This is a genomic window from Selenomonas sputigena (genome assembly GCF_026015965.1).
GTDB lineage: Bacteria > Bacillota > Negativicutes > Selenomonadales > Selenomonadaceae > Selenomonas.
Genome location: NZ_CP110383.1, coordinates 1,527,670 through 1,544,306, shown reverse-complemented (window position 1 = coordinate 1,544,306; position 16,637 = coordinate 1,527,670). Strand labels below are relative to the sequence as shown.

The 16,637-nt window shown below is 55.1% G+C and carries 20 protein-coding genes; all 20 read left to right on the top strand.

The genetic code is table 11. From position 1 onward, the window contains the following. The 20 genes from fliG (at position 1) to flhB (ending at position 16,623) form a co-directional block, all read left to right on the top strand. Complete coding sequence (gene fliG / locus OL236_RS07560; RefSeq protein WP_265070143.1) at positions 1 to 1,017, top strand: flagellar motor switch protein FliG; 1,017 nt, start codon at positions 1 to 3, stop codon at positions 1,015 to 1,017. A gap of 16 nt (positions 1,018 to 1,033) precedes the next feature. Then, positions 1,034 to 1,801, top strand: a complete 768-nt coding sequence (locus OL236_RS07555; protein ID WP_009644986.1) for a FliH/SctL family protein — start codon at positions 1,034 to 1,036, stop codon at positions 1,799 to 1,801. Further along, on the top strand, positions 1,798 to 3,225 hold the full coding sequence (gene fliI, locus OL236_RS07550; RefSeq protein WP_009644896.1) for a flagellar protein export ATPase FliI: 1,428 nt from the start codon (positions 1,798 to 1,800) through the stop codon (positions 3,223 to 3,225). The genes OL236_RS07555 and fliI overlap by 4 nt, the downstream gene beginning before the upstream one ends. 15 nt (positions 3,226 to 3,240) lie before the next feature. Then, positions 3,241 to 3,693 carry a flagellar export protein FliJ gene (gene fliJ, locus OL236_RS07545; protein WP_265070142.1) on the top strand — a complete coding sequence of 151 codons (453 nt, stop codon included), beginning with the start codon at positions 3,241 to 3,243 and terminating at the stop codon, positions 3,691 to 3,693. 19 nt (positions 3,694 to 3,712) lie between these two features. Next, positions 3,713 to 4,318: a lytic transglycosylase domain-containing protein gene (locus OL236_RS07540; protein ID WP_265071804.1), complete on the top strand. Its 606-nt coding sequence runs from the start codon at positions 3,713 to 3,715 to the stop codon at positions 4,316 to 4,318. Between the two features lie 75 nt (positions 4,319 to 4,393). Further along, positions 4,394 to 5,020, top strand: a complete 627-nt coding sequence (locus OL236_RS07535; RefSeq protein ID WP_265070141.1) for a MotE family protein — start codon at positions 4,394 to 4,396, stop codon at positions 5,018 to 5,020. 62 nt (positions 5,021 to 5,082) lie between these two features. Next, positions 5,083 to 6,822 (top strand): flagellar hook-length control protein FliK, encoded by a 1,740-nt coding sequence (locus tag OL236_RS07530; RefSeq protein WP_265070140.1) that lies wholly within the window; start codon positions 5,083 to 5,085, stop codon positions 6,820 to 6,822. Positions 6,823 to 6,854: 32 nt separating this feature from the next. Beyond that, positions 6,855 to 7,397: a flagellar hook capping FlgD N-terminal domain-containing protein gene (locus OL236_RS07525; protein WP_265070139.1), complete on the top strand. Its 543-nt coding sequence runs from the start codon at positions 6,855 to 6,857 to the stop codon at positions 7,395 to 7,397. Between the two features lie 15 nt (positions 7,398 to 7,412). Further along, entirely contained in the window at positions 7,413 to 7,787 is a 375-nt protein-coding gene (locus OL236_RS07520; protein ID WP_265070138.1) for a TIGR02530 family flagellar biosynthesis protein, read from the top strand. A 105-nt stretch (positions 7,788 to 7,892) separates the two neighbouring features. Next, a complete protein-coding gene (locus OL236_RS07515; protein ID WP_009644948.1) occupies positions 7,893 to 9,446 on the top strand; it encodes a flagellar hook protein FlgE in 1,554 nt (517 codons plus the stop codon). Positions 9,447 to 9,601: 155 nt separating this feature from the next. Continuing rightward, the gene (locus OL236_RS07510; RefSeq protein WP_265070137.1) at positions 9,602 to 9,802 is read left to right on the top strand and encodes a flagellar FlbD family protein; all 201 of its coding nucleotides are present in this window, start codon (positions 9,602 to 9,604) and stop codon (positions 9,800 to 9,802) included. A gap of 58 nt (positions 9,803 to 9,860) precedes the next feature. Next, a complete protein-coding gene (locus tag OL236_RS07505; RefSeq protein ID WP_006191312.1) occupies positions 9,861 to 10,370 on the top strand; it encodes a flagellar basal body-associated FliL family protein in 510 nt (169 codons plus the stop codon). A gap of 36 nt (positions 10,371 to 10,406) precedes the next feature. Continuing rightward, positions 10,407 to 11,411, top strand: a complete 1,005-nt coding sequence (fliM, locus tag OL236_RS07500) for a flagellar motor switch protein FliM (protein WP_265070136.1) — start codon at positions 10,407 to 10,409, stop codon at positions 11,409 to 11,411. Next, positions 11,404 to 12,588 (top strand): flagellar motor switch phosphatase FliY, encoded by a 1,185-nt coding sequence (gene fliY / locus OL236_RS07495; protein WP_265070135.1) that lies wholly within the window; start codon positions 11,404 to 11,406, stop codon positions 12,586 to 12,588. Before fliM ends, fliY begins: the two co-directional genes overlap by 8 nt. Before the next feature lie 177 nt (positions 12,589 to 12,765). Further along, entirely contained in the window at positions 12,766 to 13,128 is a 363-nt protein-coding gene (locus OL236_RS07490) for a response regulator (protein ID WP_006191318.1), read from the top strand. Then, positions 13,128 to 13,682, top strand: coding sequence for a flagellar biosynthetic protein FliO (fliO, locus tag OL236_RS07485; protein WP_037369277.1), 555 nt, complete (start codon positions 13,128 to 13,130; stop codon positions 13,680 to 13,682). Before OL236_RS07490 ends, fliO begins: the two co-directional genes overlap by 1 nt. A gap of 18 nt (positions 13,683 to 13,700) precedes the next feature. Further along, positions 13,701 to 14,456, top strand: a complete 756-nt coding sequence (gene fliP, locus OL236_RS07480) for a flagellar type III secretion system pore protein FliP (protein WP_037369275.1) — start codon at positions 13,701 to 13,703, stop codon at positions 14,454 to 14,456. Between the two features lie 11 nt (positions 14,457 to 14,467). Further along, positions 14,468 to 14,737: a flagellar biosynthesis protein FliQ gene (gene fliQ / locus OL236_RS07475; protein WP_006191321.1), complete on the top strand. Its 270-nt coding sequence runs from the start codon at positions 14,468 to 14,470 to the stop codon at positions 14,735 to 14,737. Positions 14,738 to 14,753: 16 nt separating this feature from the next. After that, the gene (gene fliR / locus OL236_RS07470) at positions 14,754 to 15,536 is read left to right on the top strand and encodes a flagellar biosynthetic protein FliR (RefSeq protein ID WP_009644969.1); all 783 of its coding nucleotides are present in this window, start codon (positions 14,754 to 14,756) and stop codon (positions 15,534 to 15,536) included. After that, complete coding sequence (gene flhB / locus OL236_RS07465; protein WP_265070134.1) at positions 15,523 to 16,623, top strand: flagellar biosynthesis protein FlhB; 1,101 nt, start codon at positions 15,523 to 15,525, stop codon at positions 16,621 to 16,623. Before fliR ends, flhB begins: the two co-directional genes overlap by 14 nt. The last annotated feature ends 14 nt before the right edge of the window (positions 16,624 to 16,637 follow it).

Sequence of the window (16,637 nt, the reverse complement as noted above, 5' to 3'; positions counted from 1 at the left end):
ATGGCTGAACAGAAGAATCCGCCCTTGACGGGGCGACAGAAGGCGGCAGTCCTCTTCATCGCACTTGGCGCCGAGAGTTCGGCACTCCTCTTTCAACATATGAATGAGGAAGAAATAGAGTCTGTAACGCTGCAGATTGCGAATCAGAAGAAAGTGCCAGCCGACCAGAAAAAAGCGGTCATCAGTGAGTTCTATCAGATGCTCATGGCGAAGAGCTATTTGTCGGCTGGAGGCCTTGAGTATGCACAGAACATCTTGGAAAAGGCTCTTGGTGCAGAGAAGGCGAAGCTCATTCTCAGTCGCCTGACGGCAAGTCTGCAGGCACGTCCTTTCGACTTCCTGCACAAGACCGATCCGAGTCAGCTCTTGAATTTCATCCAGAACGAGCATCCGCAGACGATCGCTCTGATCATGGCTTACCTCGATCCCGATCAGGCGGCGATTCTCATGGGATCTCTGCCGCCCGACAAGCAGGCGGAGGTCACGAAGCGCATCGCGACGATGGACCGCACGTCCCCGGACATTATACGAGAGGTGGAGAAGGTCTTGGAGCGCAAACTGTCCTCGCTCGTCACGCAGGACTTCACCTCGGCGGGCGGCGTAAAGGCTGTCGTCGAGATCCTGAATCGCGTCGACCGTACGACGGAAAAGACGATCACGGAAACACTCGAGGTCGACAACCCCGAACTTACGGAAGAGATCAAACGCCTCATGTTCGTTTTCGAGGACATCGTTGTACTCGACGATCGCTCGCTGCAAATGGTGCTCAGAGAGGTCGACACGAAGGATTTGTCACTCGCCCTCAAGGCTACGCCGAAAGAGGTTGCCGACAAGCTCTACAAGAATATGTCGAAGCGTGCAGCCGATATGCTGCGTGAAGAAATCGAGTTTATGGGGCCTGTCAAGATTCGCGACGTCGAAGAGGCGCAGCAGAAGGTTGTCAATGTCATCCGCAGCTTGGAGGACAAGGGTGAGATCGTCGTTGCACGCGGAAAGGGTGACGAGATGATTGTCTAGGATAATCAGAACCACGATGTGGCAGGAAGAAGCTCGCATCGTTGAGCCACCGCCTCCGCCGCCGAAGCCCAAGGTGCTCCCCAAGGAACTAGAGGATGTCACGGAGGAATCGCTTGCTGAGCGCCTTGCCTATGTAAGGGAAAAGGAGCTGAAGGCGGATACCTTGCTTGAGGAGACGCGCGAGAAGTGTGCGATGATGGTGCAAGATGCCGAGTATGCGAGCGAACGCAGCGAGGCGGATGCGCGCAATCTCGCCGAGGAGATCAAGGAAGAGGCGCACGAAGCGGGCAAAGCGGAGGGCTTCGAAGAAGGGCACAAAGCGGGGATGAAGAAGGCCGCAGAAGACTGCGAGGACATCCTTGCAGCAGCGAACGATAAGGCGGGCGCCTTGATGAACGCGGCGCTTGAGGCTCGCAAAATCTATCTGCAAATGGCAGAAGAGGATGTCACAAGTATAGCGATGCATGTCGTCGAGCAGATTCTGCCGCAGCATTTCATCGATGCGCCGCAGATCGTCCTGCCTCTCGTGCGCAAGGCTTTGATGAAGGTACGCGATCAGGCGGAAGTCGTTGTCTACGTCGCACCGGACTCCTACGAATTCGTGCTTATGGCACAGTCGGAGTTTCAGCAGATGCTTGAAGGACAGGCGGTGCTCCTCGTCAAGTCGGATGCCGGACTCAAACCTGGCGACTGCGTGCTTGAGACACCGAATGGCAATGTTGATGCGCGTTTGGCGACGCAGATTGAATTGGTGAAGAAAGCAATACAGGAAGTGTGTTTATGAATGACTTGCAGGAAGTTCGCGGGACTTCTGAATGGGAAACTTCATCATGGGAGGACGAGGTGCAGCCTGTCGTCTTTGACGACGGAGGCGACGCCGTCCTGACGGGCGATGGGCGTCTGCGCATCAACGTGCAAAAGTTCCTCGACGCCGTAAGTACCTGTGAGTCAATTAAAATGAGCGGCAAGATCGTGCAGGTCATCGGACTCGTTATTGAATCTGCGGGGCCGAACGTGAGCATGGGCGAACTTTGCTATGTGAAGTCACGCTTCCCGCATGTCGAACCGATACCGGCAGAGGTCGTGGGCTTTCGCGATGGACATGTGCTCTTGATGCCCATCGGCGAGATGCAGGGAATCGGTCCTGGTTGCGAGGTTGTTTCGGCGCAGAGGACTCTGCAGGTGCAAGTTGGCCCGGAACTTCTGGGCCGCGTCCTCGACGGACTCGGCGAGCCGATCGACGGCAAGGGGCCGCTCCTTTGCAAGCGCGACTATCCGCTGCAGGCCGATCCACCGTCGCCGCTCGAACGGCCGCGCATACAAGACTCGCTCTACGTCGGCGTGCGTGCTATCGATGGACTTATCACACTCGGCGATGGGCAGCGCATCGGTATCATGGCGGGGTCGGGCGTTGGCAAGTCGACGCTCCTCTCCATGATCGCGCGCAATACGGAAGCCGACATCAGCGTCATTGCGCTCGTCGGCGAGCGCGGGCGCGAGGTCAAGGAGTTCATTGAACGCGACCTCGGCGAGGAGGGTTTAAAGCGCTCCGTCGTCGTCGTCGCTACGTCGGATAAGCCGGCGCTCGTACGCATCAAGGGCGCGATGACGGCGACCGCCATCGCCGAGTACTTCCGGGACCAGGGCAAGCGCGTCGTGCTCATGATGGATTCCGTCACGCGCTTCGCCATGGCACAGCGCGAGGTCGGTCTGACAATTGGTGAGCCGCCGGCGACGCGCGGTTATACACCGTCGGTGTTCGCGCTCCTGCCGCGCCTCTTGGAACGTGCAGGGACGAGCCGCAAGGGGTCGATCACAGGCATCTACACTGTGCTCGTCGATGGCGATGACATGAACGAGCCAATCGCTGACGCCGTGCGCAGTATCCTTGATGGTCACATCGTCCTGTCGCGTGCCATTGCCGCACAGAACCATTTCCCTGCTATCGACGTGCTCGCAAGTGTCTCGCGCGTCATGAACGAGGTTGTCGATGATGCACACCTCAAGGCGGCGCAGAACTTGCGTGCCTTGATGGCGGTCTACAAGGAGGCGGAGGATCTCATTCACATCGGTGCCTATGTCAAGGGGTCGAGCCAAAAGATCGATACAGCAGTCGCGAAGATCGATGCGATTAACGACTTTCTCTGCCAAGGGATCTTCGAGCAGAGTTCCTACGAAGAGACGGAAAAGGCGTTGGAAGCAATCTGATGAGGGGTGCGCCTGATGAAGAGATTTCGCTTCAAATTGGAAACCCTGCTGAAGGTCACGCGTTCGAAAAAGGAAGAGGCTGAAGTGCAGTTTGCTGAGGCGTCGAGGAGGCTCGAAGCAGACAAGGAGAAGCTCGGCGAACTTCTGGCGGAAATGCAGCAAGGCAAGAAGGATTATGATCGATTGACGGATGGGCATACGATTTCTCTCGGACGGCTCTTGACATTCAACAGTTTCTTCGAATGGAAAAGGGGACAGATTGAAAATCAACAGGAGCAGATTCTCAGAAGCCGCGCAGAACGGCAAAAAAGACTCAAAGCGCTCCTGCTGATTATGAACAAGCTTAAGAGCATCGAGCAGCTCAAGACGAAGCGGCTTCAGCAATACAAGGAAGAGGCACTTCTCGAGGAGCAGAAGCTTTTGGATGAGATTGGCTTGCAGCTCTATATGCGGGGCATAAACATGTAGGATAAGGAGAATGAACGTGATGGAACTCTCGGGCGTTGAGGCAATACAGGCGAGAATATCTGAAATCCAGAGGAGATTCGGCATTGAAGGCCCCGTGCCCGGCACGGCGGTTGGCTTCCAGCGAGCATTGGATGCTGAACTCAAGAAGAACGACGGCGCGACCCCGCCGCAGACGACTGGGGTGGGAGCGACAACAAAGACGGATGCCGCAAAGGTGACGCCCACCGAGGCTTCCACACAGCTTTCTGGCGCATCGAATGAGACGACGCGGTTCATCCAGGAAGCTGCGGCGAAGTACGGACTTGACTCGCGCCTCGTCGCTGCTGTCGCAGAAGCGGAATCAAGCGGCAATCAGAGTGAGGTGTCCGACGTCGGAGCCGTTGGCGTCATGCAGCTGATGCCAGATACGGCGGCAGCGCTCGGCGTCAATCCCTACGACGAGAAGCAGAATATCGAGGGCGGTGCGCATTACCTCAAGCAGATGCTTGACACTTTCGGCGGCGACATGAAGAAAGCGATTGCTGCCTACAATGCAGGCCCTCAGGCAGTTAAGGACTACGACGGCGTACCGCCTTACGCTGAGACGCAGAATTACGTGAATAAGGTTCTCGACCTCTATCGATAAAGAGATGCGGGGAATGAAGGAGGGACTTTTCGCTGGGAGAGTCCTGCGCAGTCCCGAAAGGAGCAGAAGCCCGAAATGAAGAAGATGGTCAAAATCGCACTCGCCGCAATATTGCTGCTCGTGCTTGTCGTGGGAGGCTTCCTGCTCGGCGTGTACTTGCAGATCTTTGATGCGAGTACGATGAATGAGAAACTGAAATTATACGATATGCCTATCATCGGGGAATTCTTCGTAAAGCCTGCGCCTGAGACGGGAGAGACGCCGAAGGAAGAGGCGGTGGGAAAGACGAAGGAAGAAATGACGGACAGCAAGCCGAATCCTGACAAAGACAAGGATAAGGGGACATCGAAACCCAAAGTGCTGACGAAGGAAGAAATTGAGAAGCAGATGAAGGAGCGCGAGGCGCAGGAAAAGAAGCGTGTCTCGAAGCTCGCGCGCGTTTACAACGAGATGAAACCGCAGCAGGCGGCCGAGGTCATGAAAGATCTCGACGACGATCTCTCCGTCGCCATCCTGCAGAAGATGGATGAATCACAGGCGGCGAAAACGCTTGCTGCGATGGATGCCGACCAGTCGGCTCGCTTGACGAAACTTATGTATACAGGTGTGCCGAAGAAGGTCATCTCGCCGCTCGACCGTCAAGGACAGAATCCACAGAATGCAGCGGATGAAAGTCAGACGACAGATGAGACGGCGCAGTGAAGACGGTAAGCAGCAGGCTCTGCCTGATGCTATATAAGCTTATTTGAAAGGAGGTGATAAAGATGAATGATGTACAGGTGAATCTCATGAACGTTGCACCGGCACCAAATACGACGGTGAAGACAAACGCCGTCGAGGCTGTGCGTCCTGCAAGTCAGGCGGGGACGACGGCTGATCGTGGGGCGAAGAATCCGTCGTTCGACAGGACGCTTGCAAAGCTCAAGACGCTGAAACAGAGTCTTGCGGAGGCGGTAGAAGTTGTGGGAAAGGATCCTTTGGCCGCATCGCTTGCTGCTTCGCAGCAAACGAAACAAGCAGATCTCAGTACTGGGAATTCGGCAGAAGCGGTGGAAACCGTGGAGGCCGTTAAAAATGCCTCGGTGAAGAATGTCGCTGCTGTTGGCGAAGCCGCACAGTCGGAAACGTCCGTCTTGGTGGTGTTGCCTGCCTCCGTGGAGGAGACAACGGACCCTGCCTCAATCGCTTTGTTGGATAAAGCTGCAATACAACAAGGGGACGTGGAACTTTCGCTGCAGGACGAGATGCCCGTGGATGAAACAAAGGCGGCAGTTTCGCAGGACAAGGCCGGTGACGGCGCTGCGAAGATGCAGGAGGTGCCACAGAACAAGGCTGCGGATATAAACCATCTTGCTGCACTGCTTTCACGCAGCGAAAGGACGGAACAGGACTTGCTCCGAGCGCTTCCTCACAGAACCTTGTTGCCGACGTCGCAAGCAGGAGTGCTTGCAGCGACAGAATATCCATCGCAGATAGAAGCAGACATCTTCACTGCGGAATCGGTAGAGGCTTCTCTGCCGGCGGATCTAAATATGGTGGAAGCTGACGCGGAACTGCCCGATGTGCTTTTGCGTACCTTGGCCCGACAGCCGATGGCTTCGGTCACGACGGGGACAGTAGAAAACTCGCGTCAGACTGCAGCTTCCTCGACTCTGAATGGAGAAGCGACGCCGTTGCCTGTTTCGACTGTGGACACCAAGGTCGCTCCGATACAGTCTGCTAATCTGGCAGAAGGGGGGCAAGATCTGACACAAAGTTCTTCGAATGGGAACTTTGCCGGGTTCTTTAACGAGCAACAGGCATCGCAGGATGACAGGGCGCAGGAAAACAATGCGTTTTTCCAGACTGCAGCAACACAGACATTGGGTGGAAGCGCAGCGAAACCGAAGGCGAGTTCTGCCATGCAGCTTTTTACAGAAGCCGCACAGACTCCGCAAGGAGGCCAGGAGGTGGGTCATGCTTCCCAGGCGAATCCCGGCGTGACGTTCCAGACCGCATTGCAGGAAACTGCCGAAGCGCAGCCGACAGCACCCGCAGCCCCGCAGAAAGACTACGAGGTGGCGAAACAGATCGTCGAACAGGCAAGGCTTCTGCGCATGCCCGAACAGACAGAGATGGTCATCCGTCTGAAGCCCGAGCACCTTGGCGAACTGACGCTCAAGGTTTCCGTCGCCGCAAGCGGCGCGGTCAATGCAGCGTTCCATACGGACAATGCTTCCGTGCGTGCCATCATCGAAACCTCGATGATCCAGCTCAAGCACGAACTGCAGGCGCAGGGACTGAAGGTGGACAACGTTGGCGTCTACGCAGGTCTTGGAGAACATTCCATGATGAACGGTCAGCAGGACGCGGATGCTCATTATGCACAGCACGGCGGCCAGGGCAGCAGCCAGGGACGCGACGCCCAGCAGGCGCTTGCATCCTTTGAAGAGGAGCAGCAGGCTCTCGCGGCAGGTGCGCAGCAGGGCGTGCTCGCGCAGGACGGCGTGGACTATCGCATCTGATGATTTTAAGACAATGAAGAAAGGAGAAAGGTATGAACGGAACGAATCTGAATACCGTCACGGTCGACGGTGTGAAGTACGATCGTGCCAAGTATGAAGCGTCTCAGACGAAAACGGCAAAGAAGAACGACTCGCTCGGCAAGGACGCCTTCCTGCAGCTTCTCGTGACGCAGCTTAGGCATCAGGATCCTCTGAGCCCGGACGACAATACGCAGTACATCGCCCAGCTCGCACAGTTCTCGTCGCTTGAGCAGATGACACAGATGGTCAAGGGCTTCGAGAATGTATCGAAACTCGTGTCGAACATCGACAGCTCCGTGCTCGTCGGCTCTTTGAGCAATATGATCGGCAAGAACATCCAGTGGACACATGTGACGAAGACGAAGGATGCGGAGGGCAATCCCAAAACCAATTCGGAAACCTTTGCAGGAAATGTCCGAGGCGTCAAGGTTTTGAACGGCAAGCCGATGGTCGTCGCACAGGATGCGAAGGGCAAGCTGCATGAGGTCGAGGTTTCGGAAATTGAAGCGATTGCCGATCCGCCGACGAAGAAAGCCTCCGCATCGGGAACATGAAGCACGGAGGAGAATATGGCTGACGCAAGAATTTACCTTCCGTCCCAGCCGCTCCTGCCGCAGATGCCTGCTGCAAAACAGCCGGCATCGCAGAAGAATGCCCCTTCCTTTGCTGCCGAGCTTGAGAAGGCCAAATCCGAGGTCAGCTTTTCGGCTCATGCCACAGAACGCATGAGAGCGCGTGGCATCGACCTCAGCGATGAAGAACTTTCAAGGCTTGGCGACGCCGTCAACAAGATGGCTTCGAAGGGGGCAAGGGAATCCCTGATCTATATGAACGACGTCGCGCTCGTCGTGAGTATCAGGAACAGGACGGTCATCACGGCCATGGACGGCATGAGCGCCAAGGACAATATTTTCACGAACATCGACAGTGCAGCGATTCTCTGAGCTGGTCCTTCGGGAGGCTTTTGCTCGCCGACTGACAGAAGCGAGCCGGGGAAGGCGGATTCGCCCGCCTTTCCAGCTGCACCAAATAAAGGAGATTGATACATTATGATGCGTTCTCTTTTCTCCGGCGTATCGGGGCTTAAGAGCCACCAGACACGCATGGACGTCATAGGCAACAACATCGCGAATGTCAATACGATCGGCTTCAAATCGAGCCGTGTGACATTTGCGGACACGCTCTATCAGACGCAGACGGGCGCTGCCGCGCCGACGGATACTGTCGGCGGTACAAACCCCAAGCAGATCGGCCTCGGCGTCGGCGTTGCAAGCATTGACTTGCTCTTCAATGACGCTTCGACGCAGTCGACGGGAAAGAATACGGATCTTGCTTTGTCGGGCAACGGACTCTTTGTTGTCTCGACCGATAAGGGTGGCAAAGACAAGTATTATACGCGCGCAGGAGCGTTTTCCTTTGATGCGAATTACAACTATGTTGTCCCTGGCTCGGGGCATCATGTCGTTGGGTGGAACGCCGATGAAGACGGCAACATCGATACGAAGAGCACGCCTGAGGGCATCCAGATCAAGGATGCGATGCGCAGCATGGGGGCGCGGAAGACGACGACGGTCACCTACAAGGGTAATATGAACTCGTCGGTGCCGACGATTACGAAGATTGTCGATCAGACAGGAACTTCGATCACGGGAGAGGCAGTCGTGGCGCAGGCTACTGATTTTACCAGCGGTTCTTTGCCTACGGGTGTAACGGGCAGCACATCCCTTACTTTGACGTTATCAGACGGTACGACGCGTACGATTACGGCAAAGAGTAGCTACCGCTACAAGGTTGGTGAGAGTCTGCCAATCACGACGATTTCGACGGTTTATGACAGCTTGGGCAACGAACACAAGGTGCCACTCCTATTTACAAAGATTCCCGACACTTCATCTTCGCCGCTGGGCGTCGATAAGTGGCGTGTCACCTTGAGTCCGGGAACGGATGCTGCAGGAAAGCTTGATCCCTACAATCCAGACCCGGCGGCCACTACGGACAGCAAGTGCACAATCAAGGAAGTTGATGGCAACACGACTGTGACGATGAAGGCGCAAGTGCTGAGATTTTATCAAAATGGCAAATACAGAGATGGCTCGGGCAATCCGACATTGACCTTGAAAAATGGCGCAGGTTCCGGTCCACTTAGCCCGAGTGCCTCTAACGAGATGAATGTGTCGGTGGACCTTACGAATCTCACACAGTACAGCGGCAGTGATACGATCAAGGCAGATTACGATGGACATCCTGCGGGTACGCTGAAGGAGATTAACACCGATCAGAGCGGCATCTTGACGGGCACTTACACGAATGGTGAGAAGCGCTCGCTGGCACAGGTTGCCGTCGCGCAGTTCGATAATGCACAGGGCCTTACGAAGAAAGGGGCGAATCTCTACAGCGAGTCGAACAACTCGGGCACAGCGAACATCAAGACGGTCAGTGCCCTGGGGCTGACGCTCACGCCGTCGGCGCTTGAGATGTCGAATGTCGACATCGCTAACGAGTTCGCTGACATGGTTGTGACGCAGAGAGGCTTCCAGTCCAACTCAAAGGTCATCACGGTCGGCGATGAGATGCTTGAAACCGTCATCAATATGAAGCGTTGATGACAGTCTGAACTGAGAGGCCGCAGTGTACGCGGCATCTCAGCTCTTATAAGGACAGGGAGGTGGGGATCTTCCCTCCGCCCTGTCCCCGCACTTATTCTTAAGGAGCACGGCTGGATTTCTGCCCGTACTTCTTACGGCGAAAGGATGGGCGAATGATCAAACTGACAAAGTTCAAGTCGGAGGCGCACAAAAAAGGGGAATTCGTCCTCAACGCCGAAATAATAGAAACGGTGGAGGAAACGCCCGATACGGTCGTCACCCTCACGAATGGAAAGAAACTCATCGTGGAAGAATCGATGGAGGAGATCGTGCGGCGTGTCATGGAATACCGCCGCGGCGTGCATGGTTTGTGATTCCGGGGTTTTCTCGGATGATTGATGATAGAGAGAAGAGTTAGGAGGAGGAAGTTTCATGGCGGAAGAAAAAGAAGTGCAGGCCATTGCTCCAGAGCCGAGCAAGAAGTCCCCGATCATCCTGATCGTTGTCATCGTCGTCGTGGCGTTGGCCGCGGCAGTCGGTATTTCCTTTTTCATCACGCAGCATATGATGGCGAACAATGCTGGTGACGGCGGCCCCTCGAGGCTGAGCCACGATCCAGGCGTCTTCATCAAGCTCGGCGATCCCAAGGATGGTATACTCGTCAACGTCGGCGGCCTCAAAGCGGGGCGCTTCTTGAAGACGAGCATTGTCCTGGAGATGAACCCTGGCAAGAAGGACAATATTGCCGATGGCAAGCTCTTGGCGCCGGCGGAGACGAAGGTCATGGATGTGACACTGCAGACGCTGCGCTCCCTGAAGGTGGAGGAACTTGATGCGGGCAAGCAGGATGAGTTGAAGACGACCTTGCGCGATAGCCTGAACAAGGCATTGGGTGAAGGGTCGGTGTATGAGGTCTACATCACGAGCTTCCTCATGCAGTGATGGGTCATCTGAGCATGGGAGAAAGGAGGAGGAAGATTGGCAGAAGATGTCTTGTCACAAAACGAGATAGACAAACTTCTCTCAGCTCTGTCGACCGGTGAGGTTTCCGCCGAAGAAGTGCAGGCGGAGGAGGAAGAGAGGAAGGTCAAGACATACGACTTCAAGCGGCCGGACAAGTTCTCGAAAGACCAGATCCGCACGCTGAATATGCTCTATGAGAACTTCGCGCGTCTCTTGAACACCCACCTATCTACCCATTTGCGGACGATGGTCAACGTGGAAGTCGTTTCCGTGGAGCAGCTCACTTACCAGGAATTCCTGCAGTCTTTGAGCAATCCGAGTGTCATCGGCGTCATGGCGTTGCCGCCTTTGAAGGGCAACGTCATCATGGAGGTCAACACGGGCATTGCCTTTGCCTACATCGACCGCGTATTTGGAGGCTTGGGTGAGAACACGCTAAAGCCACGCATCCTCACGGAGATTGAAGAAGCGGTCATGCGCAAGTTTATCGCGAAGGCGAGCGAGTTTCTCAAGGAATCTTGGTCGAATGTGACTGAGATCAATCCGATTCTTGAGGCAATCGAGGCGAATCCAGGATTCGTGCAGATCGTGCCGCCGAGCGACATGGTCATCATCGTTACTGTGCAGGTCAAGATCGGTGAGGTGGAGGGCTTCATGACCCTCTGCATACCGTACCTTGTCTTGGAGCCTGTCATGTCGAAGCTCTCGACTTCTTTCTGGGTGGCGGCTTCCGTTGCGAAGGATCATAATCCGGACAAGATTCGTGCGCTTGAGAAGAAGATTCATAAGTCGCCGATTCCTTTGATTGTGGAACTTGGCACCATCAATATGACGATTCGCGAGTTCTTGACCTTGGGCTTCGGCGATGTGCTGCAGCTCGATACGAAGGTCAAGGATGAACTGAAGATCCTCGTCGGGCAGAAGCCCAAGTTCCTTTGCCGGCCGGGCACTCAAGGCAAGCGTTCGGCAGTCCAGATTACACAAGTAGCCTTTGAAGGGGATGAAGATACGGATGAGTGATGATTTAATTTCGCAAGAGGAAATTGATGCGTTATTAAACGGCGGCGGCGACAGCACGGCAGCAGCCGATGCCCCGGCGGATAACCCGGCGCCCGCGGAAGGTTCTCCATCTCAAGAAGGGGATGCTCTGACGGATATGGAGCGCGACGCGCTCGGAGAAATAGGCAACATTTCCATGGGGAGCGCGGCGACGACGCTCTCGGTTCTCTTAGGACACAAGGTTTCGATCACGACACCGACAGTGTCGGTGGATACGCTGGCCTCGATCAAAGACCAGTACCCGATGCCTTACCTCATCGTGGAGGTCGGCTATACGGTCGGCATCGACGGAAACAACGTGCTCGCCATCCAGGCGCAGGACGCATCGATTATTGCCGATCTCATGATGGGCGGCGACGGCACCAGCCCGACGCAGGAACTCAATGAGATTCATATGAGCGCCGTCGGCGAATCAATGAACCAGATGATGGGATCGGTCGCCACATCGTTGTCGACGATGTTCAACAAGAAGATTGATATCTCACCGCCGAAGGTCAATATGATTGATCTTGGATCGGAAGATAAGGTCACGGAGATCGTTTCGGCGGATGACCCAATCGCGAAGATTTCGTTTCGCATGGAAGTCGACGGTCTGATCGACAGTGAGATTATGCAAATTCTGCCGATTCCTGTCGCGAAGGAAATGGTGGGATATTTGTTGAACAACGAAGCAGAGGAGGAAGAGCCAATGCCAGCACCAACACCGGCACCGGCAGCACCCACGCCAACGTCGGCAGCAGCGGCTCCGCCGCCGGCAGCGCCGATGACGGGCGCCGCTCCGGCCTACGGTGCGCCACCGACGCCGCATGTGGCGTCGAATGTGCCCGTACAGCCTGCGATGTTTGCACCGCTTTCGACAGCTCCCGTGCAAGTGAATGATGCGAATATCGGCTTGATTCTCGATGTGCCGCTTCAGGTAACCGTGGAGCTAGGACGCACGAGAAAGACAATCAAGGATATTCTGGAACTTACGAACGGCTCCATTGTCGAGCTTGATAAGCTCGCAGGCGAACCGGTTGACATCATGGTCAACGGTAAGTTCTTAGCAAAGGGCGAAGTCGTCGTTATTGACGAAAACTTCGGCGTGCGCATCACCGACATCGTAAGTCCGGCGGAAAGGGCGCAGCAACTGCAATAAGCGTGTCCCTCACTGGACATTTTCGGGTGATTCATATACAATAGGATATACGATGTGATTTGCATCGCAGACTGCGCCAAAAGCCGCGGGCGGCTCTTGTGCAGTCCAACGCGGATGTGCATGAACGGCATCTGCGCGTGGAAAACAGGCATATAGATCAGATGAGGAGAGATATTTATGGCAAGCAGAGTTTTAGTGGTGGATGATGCGGCATTCATGCGAATGATGGTCAAGGACATCTTGTCCAAAAACGGCTATGAGATCGTTGGTGAAGCGGAAAATGGTATGAAGGCTTTGGAGAAGTATCAGGAGCTCAAACCCGATCTCGTGACGATGGACATTACGATGCCTGAGATGGATGGCATCAGTGCGGTCAAGGAAATCAAGAAGGTTGACCCGAATGCGAAAGTTGTCATGTGCAGCGCCATGGGCCAGCAGGCGATGGTCATCGAGGCGATCCAAGCGGGCGCACGCGATTTCATCGTCAAGCCGTTCCAAGCGGATCGCGTCCTTGAGGCCGTGCGTAAAGCGCTTGGCTGATGTTGGGAAGAAAGGGGTACTTCCTTTGCCTCCTCCTGTGGGTTTTCTTTACCCTTGTCCTTCCATCCGTCGGCTTGGCCGCAGACGGCGGAGGATATCTTTCGGGCTATGAAAACCAGGATCCGGCGCCGAACGGTACACCAGGTGTTTCATGGTGGTCTACCATCGCCTATGTCGCGAGCCTCGTTGTCGTGTTTCTCTTCGTGGCTGGTCTTGCCTATTACGTTTCCAAGATCTTGGGTGGACGTTTCGGGCGTGCGATGTCAGGTGGCGGCGGGCGCTTGCTGGAAAATCTTCCACTTGGCCCTGGCCGCTCTGCTTGTGTCATTGAGTTGGCGGGCAGAATTTTGCTACTCGGCGTGACGGAACATACGATCACTCTCTTGGGAGAGGTTGAGGATGCGGCGGAGGCGGAGGCAATCTTGAAGAAGAGCATGGAGGCGTCGCCAACGCCGTTTCCCAGCACAGCGGGGTTTGAGCGGCAGTTTGGCTCTCTTGACAAGCTGGCCGAAAGAATCCCGACGATATTCAAGAATGACGTATTTCGGAAGTAGAGGAGTTGTGAAGCGTTGATGGAGAAGCGGCCGATTTTGCTGGGAAGCTTCCTTTTCTTTTCCTTGCTGCTCATTGCACAGGAAGCTCTTGCGGCGCCTCTGATTCCAAGTTTCAGCGTCAGTGTCGGCGAGGCGGCGGGGCCGCAGGACGTCGCGGCCTCCCTGCAGGTTCTGGCGCTTCTGACGATCCTTTCGCTTGTGCCGTCGATCTTGGTCATGACGACCTCGTTCGTGCGCATCGTTGTCGTCATCGGCTTTTTGAGGAACGCCATGTCGACGCAGAATGTGCCGCCGAATCAGGTGGTGCTTGCCCTGTCGCTCTTTCTGACGTTCTACATCATGCAGCCGTATTGGAGCGAGGCGAATCAGCAGGGAATTCAGCCGTACCTTGCAGGGCAGATCACACAGGAGCAGGCGATTGACAACACGCTTGCGCCTCTCAGGGAGTTCATGTTCCGCCAGACGCGTGAGTCGGATTTGGCGCTTTTCGTCAATCTTTCCGATGCCGAGCGGCCTCAGTCGCAGGCGGACGTCTCGACGGCGACCTTGATACCGGCCTTCGTCATCAGCGAACTCAAGACAGCGTTTCAGATCGGCTTCATGATCTACATCCCGTTCATCGTGATCGACATGATCGTGGCGAGCACCTTGATGTCAATGGGCATGATGATGTTGCCGCCTGTCATGATTTCCCTGCCGTTCAAGATCCTGCTCTTTGTCATGGTCGACGGCTGGCATCTTCTGATTAAGTCGCTCATCATGAGCTTTAGGTAGGAGGGACGCGGATGTCCAGCGATCTCATCATACAGATCGGGCAGAACGCCCTTTGGATCGTGCTCTTGGTGTCCGCCCCCATGCTTGGCCTCGGTCTTGCTGTTGGACTCCTTGTGAGCGTCTTTCAAGCGACCACGTCCATTCAGGAGGCTACGCTTGCTTTTATTCCGAAGATCATTGCGGTGTTTGTCGCCATCTTGATTTTTGGGCCGTGGATGCTCAGCATCCTCGTGGAATACTTCACGAATATTTTCGTGAACTTGCCGCTCTATATCGGATAACGAGGGGAGATGCGCCGTGGATTTTTACACCCTGCTCCAGGGTCATGCGGCAGCTTATCTGCTCGTTCTGACGCGCGTTACGGGAATTTTCGTCATCGCGCCTTTTTTTGGCAGTCTGAACATTCCCGCGCATATTCGTGTGGGGACTGCTGTTGCGTTTTCCTTCGTGCTGTTCCCCATCGTGGACAGCTACGGCCCTGTGTCGGCGCCGGACAATGTCTTCCTTTATGCGGCGGCAGCAGCAGGAGAACTCTTTGTTGGCTGGTTGATCGGCTTTGTGGCATATGTGACTTTTTCGGCCATTCATTTCGCCGGCAAGGTCATGGATATGCAGGTTGGATTCGCAATGGTCAATGTGATGGACCCGACTTCCGGTCAGCAAATTCCGCTTATCGGAAGTTTTCTTTATAATTTGGCGATCATCGTCTTTCTCGTCGTCAATGGACATCATATGCTCATTGCGGCGCTGTTTGAGAGCTTTCAATCCGTGCCGATGATGGGGCTTTCTCCTTCGTCGAACCTTGCGGGGTTTGCTGTCAATCTGGTCAACGGCGTTTTCGTTACGGGCATGAAGCTGGCGATGCCCGTGACGTTCTCCATACTCTTGACGAACGTCGGTCTTGGTATCTTGGCGCGCACGATGCCGCAGCTCAACATCTTTGTCGTCGGCCTGCCACTTCAAATTGTCATCGGCATGTTCGTTCTCTCGATCCTCATGCCGTTCTACGTCTTGTTTCTGGATGTGTTGTTCAATGAAACGTATGCGCAGATCACTACCGCCCTCCATGCAATACAATAGCGAAATGCCCGAGTTCGTCTTCGACCTTCAGCTCTTTGCCGGAGAGAAGACGGAAGAGCCTACGGCGAAACGGCGCAATGATGCGCGGCAGAAAGGGCAGGTCGCGAGAAGCCAGGAGCTCAGCGGCGCCTTCGTGCTCTTGGCGGGATTCTTCGTGATGCGCGCGCTCGGCAGCACGATTTTAACAGAAATCGAGACGTACACGATTCATATCTATGCAAACATGAACCAGACGATCGATGCGGAAACGGTCATGCGCCTCATCATCGATGGGATGATCGTTCTGGCGAAGACGGCGTTTCCTGTGATGATCGCCATTCTCGTCATGGGGCTAGCCATCAATTTCTACCAAGTTGGCTTCATGTTCACGACGGAGCCGCTTTCTTTCAAACTGGACAAGCTCAATCCCATCACGGGATTCGGGCGCATCTTCTCGAAGCGCTCGCTCGTGGAACTGCTGAAGTCCCTCTTGAAGATTGCGATCATCGGCGCGTTTCTCTACGTCTACTTGTCCGGAGAGATCATGCACATGCCGGAGTTTATCTATCTCGATCTCAAGAGCAGCATGGCGCGTATGGGCGACATCATTTTCTCACTCGTATTTCAGATCATCATTGTCTACTTCGTCATGGCGGCAGCGGATTTTGCCTATCAGAAATGGCAGACGACGCAGGATCTCAAGATGAGCAAGCAGGACATCAAGGAAGAGTTCAAGCAGACGGAAGGCGATCCACAGATCAAGGGCAAGATCCGCCAGAAGCAGCAGCAGATGGCGATGAATCGCATGATGAAGGAAGTGCCGGAAGCCGACGTCATCGTGACGAACCCGACGCATTACGCCGTCGCCTTGAAGTACAAGGCGGGCATGAAGGCGCCGGAAGTCGTTGCCAAAGGGCAGGATCTCGTCGCGCAGAAGATCAAGGATATCGCGAGAGAACACCGCGTGACGATCGTGGAAAACAAGCCTCTGGCGCGGGCGCTCTATGCGGCGGTGGAGGTCGGAGGCATCGTGCCGCCCGAACTTTACCAAGCGGTTGCAGAGGTGCTCGCTTACGTCTACCGATTGAAAAAGAAAAAATTTGCTTGAGGAGAAGTTTCCCA